This is a genomic window from Allobosea sp. P4_C6, from assembly GCF_056402015.1.
The window spans coordinates 1-5,135 of record NZ_JBFUIF010000111.1; the positions used below are offsets into that span (position 1 = coordinate 1).

3 protein-coding genes and 2 pseudogenes are annotated in these 5,135 nt (G+C 61.7%); all 5 read left to right on the top strand.

Features of this window, described 5'->3' with window-relative positions; all coding sequences use genetic code 11:
• Positions 1–218 (top strand): annotated as a pseudogene (locus AC1DVA_RS26275) (hypothetical protein); the annotation flags it as partial.
• A 1,205-nt stretch (positions 219–1,423) separates the two neighbouring features.
• Positions 1,424–2,164 (top strand): ATP-binding cassette domain-containing protein, encoded by a 741-nt coding sequence (locus tag AC1DVA_RS26280; protein WP_113511900.1) that lies wholly within the window; start codon positions 1,424–1,426, stop codon positions 2,162–2,164.
• Between the two features lie 20 nt (positions 2,165–2,184).
• Positions 2,185–3,210 (top strand): ABC transporter permease, encoded by a 1,026-nt coding sequence (locus AC1DVA_RS26285; protein WP_265055459.1) that lies wholly within the window; start codon positions 2,185–2,187, stop codon positions 3,208–3,210.
• A gap of 38 nt (positions 3,211–3,248) precedes the next feature.
• A complete protein-coding gene (locus tag AC1DVA_RS26290; RefSeq protein WP_476807836.1) occupies positions 3,249–4,262 on the top strand; it encodes a sugar-binding protein in 1,014 nt (337 codons plus the stop codon).
• A 486-nt stretch (positions 4,263–4,748) separates the two neighbouring features.
• A pseudogene (locus tag AC1DVA_RS26295) lies at positions 4,749–4,954 on the top strand (transposase); the annotation flags it as partial.
• Positions 4,955–5,135: the final 181 nt, after the last annotated feature.

A 5,135-nucleotide genomic window follows, 5' to 3' on the forward strand; every position in this document is an offset into this window, starting at 1 on the left:
TCGAGGCTGGCGCCTTCGACGACGAGGCAGTCGCCGCCGATACGATCGAAGCCTACGAAGCGCGCATCGCCGCGCTTGAACGGCTCGTCGGCAGACAGGCTCTGGAGATCGAGTTCCTAAAGGGGGGTTTTGGACGGGCCATTGGCCTAGCTGGACCGGACCAGCCCGGTTCGTCTCTCTGGCCCGATGGGGAATGTGATGACCTGCGCTTCTGTTAATGGCAGCGTCGCGAGGGGCGAGAGGCTGCAAAATTTAAGGGCCGCTGAGCCCGCAAGGGAGCGCGTATCTCRCCTATCATCAAACCCGACCATTCGCTTGGGCCGCTTGCGAAGCCCGCTTGCGCAAGGATGGGATCAGATGGACGCCATGACCGTTGGCAGCGATGGTCGACGGATCGGTTGGATGCGGCGGTTCGTCCGACCAGCGAGAGCTTTATCGTCACGTGCATGGGCGCGGCGATCGACAATCTCATCGCCCCGCTCATGGCCTTGTCGCCGAAGCTAGTGGCGATCGAAGCTACCGGAGGCTTCGAGGCGGTAGTCGCTGGAAATCGCTCGGGCGATAGGTCATCGAGGGGAATTGAACGACCTCTTCAGCATGCGAATGTGTCGTCAGCTCAAGAAGGAGCATCGCCAGGGTGGAGAGCATGGCTCGCTTTGACGACGAAGGCATTTGCGAACCTCCCAGCGGTCAACCTGTCACGTCGAAAGAGAGCAACGAGAGCCTATCGGCGCCACGCCGCGCGTCATGACCGACAACGGCTTGGGCTCCAAAACCCATGCCTGCCGCGATCTCGGCCTGCGCCAAGTCCCTCCGGATTCAGCGCGCCTGAGCGAAAGTAACCTGCACCTGCGCGCGCCCTACCCCTCTGAATGGCCGCGAAGGGCTGTTGCGACGATGACGACCCGCTCCAAATCCGGCTCCGGCTCGACCGGGAATCCGACGCTCTCCACGAGGATGAGTCAAAGATCGGGAGGGCGRCCGCGCGCGAATGACGAAGCCGTCTATTGAGCGTAGGATCGTGTTCGAAGCCTTCCGCCGGGAACGCGTTTCGAGGAAAAGGGGCATGGGGCACGGCAGACGGCCTCGGTGGCGCGCTTATGACAATAGCGCCGCAGGCGGATCTCTGAGCGATCAGCGCGGTGCGCGCCGACATCTACCTCTTCGAATATTCGGACCCGCGAATTCGGCATCGGTCCGGAAATGCAATCAATTTTCGAATTAAATTGTTGCAACGACAGTCCGATCAAGGACCTGAGACGAATCATCAAGTTTTAGATTCCTTATTGATACATAATACCTGTCCTTGGTTGAATTTTGACCGTCATAAATTGCAGCAGCTGAAGCAAAGGACCTGAGTGACTGCAGCTTGAGCCAGTGCCCGAAGCAGAGGCACGCCTCGAAACAAGGGTGGAATCGACCTATGCCGCTTCTGGAGCTTCAGGGCATCTCAAAGCATTTCGGTGCGATCGAAGCCCTCAAGGGCATCGATCTGGCGATCGATGCCGGCGAGGTCGTCGGTCTGATGGGCGACAATGGCGCCGGCAAATCGACATTGGTGAAGATTGTCGCCGGCAATTTTCTCCCCTCCGAGGGCGAGCTTCGCCTTGACGGCATCGTCAAGCACTTTCGCAGGCCGGTCGACGCCCGGACCGACGGGATCGAGGTCGTCTATCAGGACCTCGCCCTGTGCGATAATCTGACTGCGGCCGCCAATGTCTTCCTCGGGCGCGAATTGAAACGCCGCATCGGTCCGCTGGTGATCCTTGACTACAAGGCGATGTACGCCCGGGCCGCAGAGCTGTTCAAGGAACTCAAGTCAGAGACCCGCCCCCGCGATCTCGTGAAATTGATGTCCGGCGGCCAGCGCCAGGCTGTGGCGATCGCGCGGACACGCCTTGCCAACGCGAAGATGGTGCTGATGGACGAGCCGACGGCGGCGATCAGCGTTCGTCAGGTCGCCGAGGTGCTGGATCTGATCCACCGGCTCAAGGATCGCGGGATCGCCGTCGTTCTGATCAGTCACCGCATGCCGGACGTGTTCGCCGTCTGTGACCGGGTGGTCGTGATGAGGCGGGGACGCAAGGTCGCGGACAAGGCGATTGCATCGAGTTCTCCTGAAGAGGTGACCGGACTGATCACCGGCGCCATCCAGGCCGCCTGATGCTGCGCAAGGAGCCCTCCATGTCGAGCAACACATTCCGCCCGATCCCGAACATTATCGCCATCGAGGACGTCACGGGCCTGCGGGAACGGAGCCTCCTGCAGAAGCTGCTCGCGAGCCAGCCGTTCTGGGTGACGATCGCCCTGATCGCCATGATCCTCGTGATGACATGGGATCAACCGGACGCCTTTGCCTCGGCCGACAACTTCTTTAACATCACCCGGAACTTCGCCTTCATTGGCATCATGGCGATCGGCATGACCGCCGTTATTCTCACCGGCGGCATCGATTTGTCGGTTGGGTCGATCATGGGGCTCGCCGGCGTCGTCAGCGGACTTGTCCTCCAGGCCGAGGGGCATTGGCTGCTCGCGATCTTCGCCGGCCTTCTCACCGGCGCGGCTGTCGGGGTCGTGAACGGCGTGCTGATTTCCTATGTCGGCCTACCGGCCTTCGTCGTCACGCTCGGGATGCTGTCGGGCGCCCGATCGCTTGCCATCGTCCTGTCCGAAAACAAGATGATCTACGAATTCGGCCCTTGGGGAGACACCTTCAACGCCATCGGCGGCGGGGCCATCTTCGGCATCGCCAACCCGGTCTGGGTGCTGCTCGCGCTGGCCATCATCTTCAGCATCATCCTGAACTTCACCGGCTGGGGCAATTATCTCTACGCCATCGGCAGCAACGAAAATGCCGCCCGCCTGACGGGCGTGCCGGTCCGGCGGATCAAGCTGCAGGCCTATATCGTCTCAGGCCTGACAGCCGCGCTGAGCGCCGTTCTCATCGTCGGCTGGCAAGGCTCGGCCATCAATGCGCTCGGACAGGGCTACGAATTGCGGGTGATCGCGTCGACCGTGATCGGCGGTGCGGATCTGATGGGTGGCCAGGGCGGAGCCTACGGCGCCGTGATCGGGGCTGCGCTGATCGAGGTGATCCGCAACTCTCTGCTCATGGCCGGGGTCGATTCCAACTGGCAGGGCGCCTTCGTCGGCCTGTTCATCGTATTGGCGGTTCTGCTGCAGCGGATCCGCGGCAAGGGTTCGGCATAGGAACACCGGACAATAATAACCACCAGGAGGAGAGGCTCATGAAAACGCTGACTTTAGGTGTCGCCGCGCTCGCACTGCTCGCCGTTGGAGGAGAAGCCCAGTCTCAGGGCAAGAAATACGTCTTCGCCCTGGTGCCCAAGAACATGAACAATCCCTTCTTCGACCAGGCCCGCGACGGCTGCAAGAAGGCCGAGAAGGAACTCAACGGCGCGATCGAGTGCCTTTATATCGGACCTGGGGAACATGGCGGCGGCGATGAACAGGTCCAGGTCATCAACGATCTCATTGCCAAGAAGGTCGATGGCATCGCCGTCTCGCCGTCGAATGCCGCCGCGATGGGCAAGGCGCTCGAGGGCGCAAAGAAAGCGGGAATTCCGGTTCTGACCTGGGATTCCGACCTGCTTGCGAAGGACAAGGGCCTGCGCAGCGCCTATGTCGGCACCTATAACTACGACATCGGCGTCAATCTCGCGAAGCTCGTCCAGCAAATCAAGCCGAAGGGCGGCACGATCTGCATCCAGTCGGGCGGTGCGGCGGCTGCAAACCATAACGAGCGCATGCAAGGGATTCGCGATACGCTTGCCGGCGCGAAATCGGCCTCCGCGCCGGGTGCCAAGCTCACCGGCCAGCATGGCTGGACGGAAGCCGCGGGTTGCCCGCTCTATACCAATGACGACTTCCCGCTCTCGGTGCAGCAGATGGAGGATACGCTCGGCAAGAACCCCAAGCTCGATGYCTTCGTGCCGACCGGCGGCTTCCCGCAATTCATCCCGCAAGCGTATCGCAAGGTCGCCGAGAAGTATAAGGCCCGGATCGATGACGGCTCGCTTGCGCTGGTCGTCGCAGATACGCTGCCCGTCCAGATGGATCTCCTGAAGGCAGGCCTGTCCAAGGGGCAAGTCGGTCAACGCCCCTTCGAGATGGGCTACAGGACCATGCTGTTCCTGAAGGATATGAAGGACGGCAAACCCGCCCCGAAGGATCCGACCTATACCGGCCTGGATGTCTGCACGCCGCAGAATGCCGCGACCTGCGTCGGCGCCGGGAGCTAAAGCATCGGCCCGAAAAGTGGATGGCGGTTTTGGGGCAAAGCCGATGCCAATGGTTAGATCATCGGACCGGATACGATATCCGGTCCGGCGAACTAAGCGAGGGCGGGATGCCGTCCCGCTCGGGCGCTGACTTCGCCCGGGCTCGCAGTCAGCCGCGATACGGAGCCAGGCATGCGCCCCAGAACAGGCTGGAAAAGTACCATGTTGGCGGCCCAAACCCGGCAGCTCCAGCAAGGCAGCAACCTCGTTCTCCAAGGCACGCGGATCGGCGCCCTGCAATATTTTGGCGCGCTCGCCTCGACTTCGGCGGGCTGGGCGCCGTGCATGCGCCAGCGCTCTGCCCAGGCCGCCAGCAGCAGAGGTTCGGCGGCGTAGGCAAAGCGATTGCCGGCAAGTATGAGGTGAGCGCCGGGTTTCAGCCGTGACGCAATGGCGTCAGGAAAGTCGCCGATCTGGTAGGCTTTCTGGAGCGATCCGAGGGCTTGCATGGCGCGCTTCATCGAAGGCGAGAACCGGCGGCAGACAGAGCTCCTGCCCGCCTGTCTTTTGGATTACGTCAGCGAAGACAACCCGGTCCGGGCGGTGGATGTCGTCATCAACGAACTCGATTTGAGAGCGATTGGCTTTGGCGCCCGGCATCGACGGGGCGGCTTGGATACCATCCCGCTACCCTTCCCAAGCTGTACCTCTACACGATCCGGCGTTGACAAAAACAAGGCTGATGCCGGATCTCCTCCGCGAGTTCATGGATCGCGGATGACGACGCGACTCCCCTAGCGAGATGAAAGCCCGAACGTACCAATAGCCTGTCGCGTTGCATCCGCTACGACGGCATCAATGGCGTCGGGTGATGCGTTTTGCGCGCCCGTGAAG

Excerpts from the sequence above, each read along its gene's own strand:
- AC1DVA_RS26280 (WP_113511900.1), top strand. The coding sequence starts at position 1,424 with ATGCCGCTTCTGGAGCTTCAGGGCATCTCAAAGCATTTCGGTGCGATC.
- AC1DVA_RS26285 (WP_265055459.1), top strand. The coding sequence starts at position 2,185 with ATGTCGAGCAACACATTCCGCCCGATCCCGAACATTATCGCCATCGAG.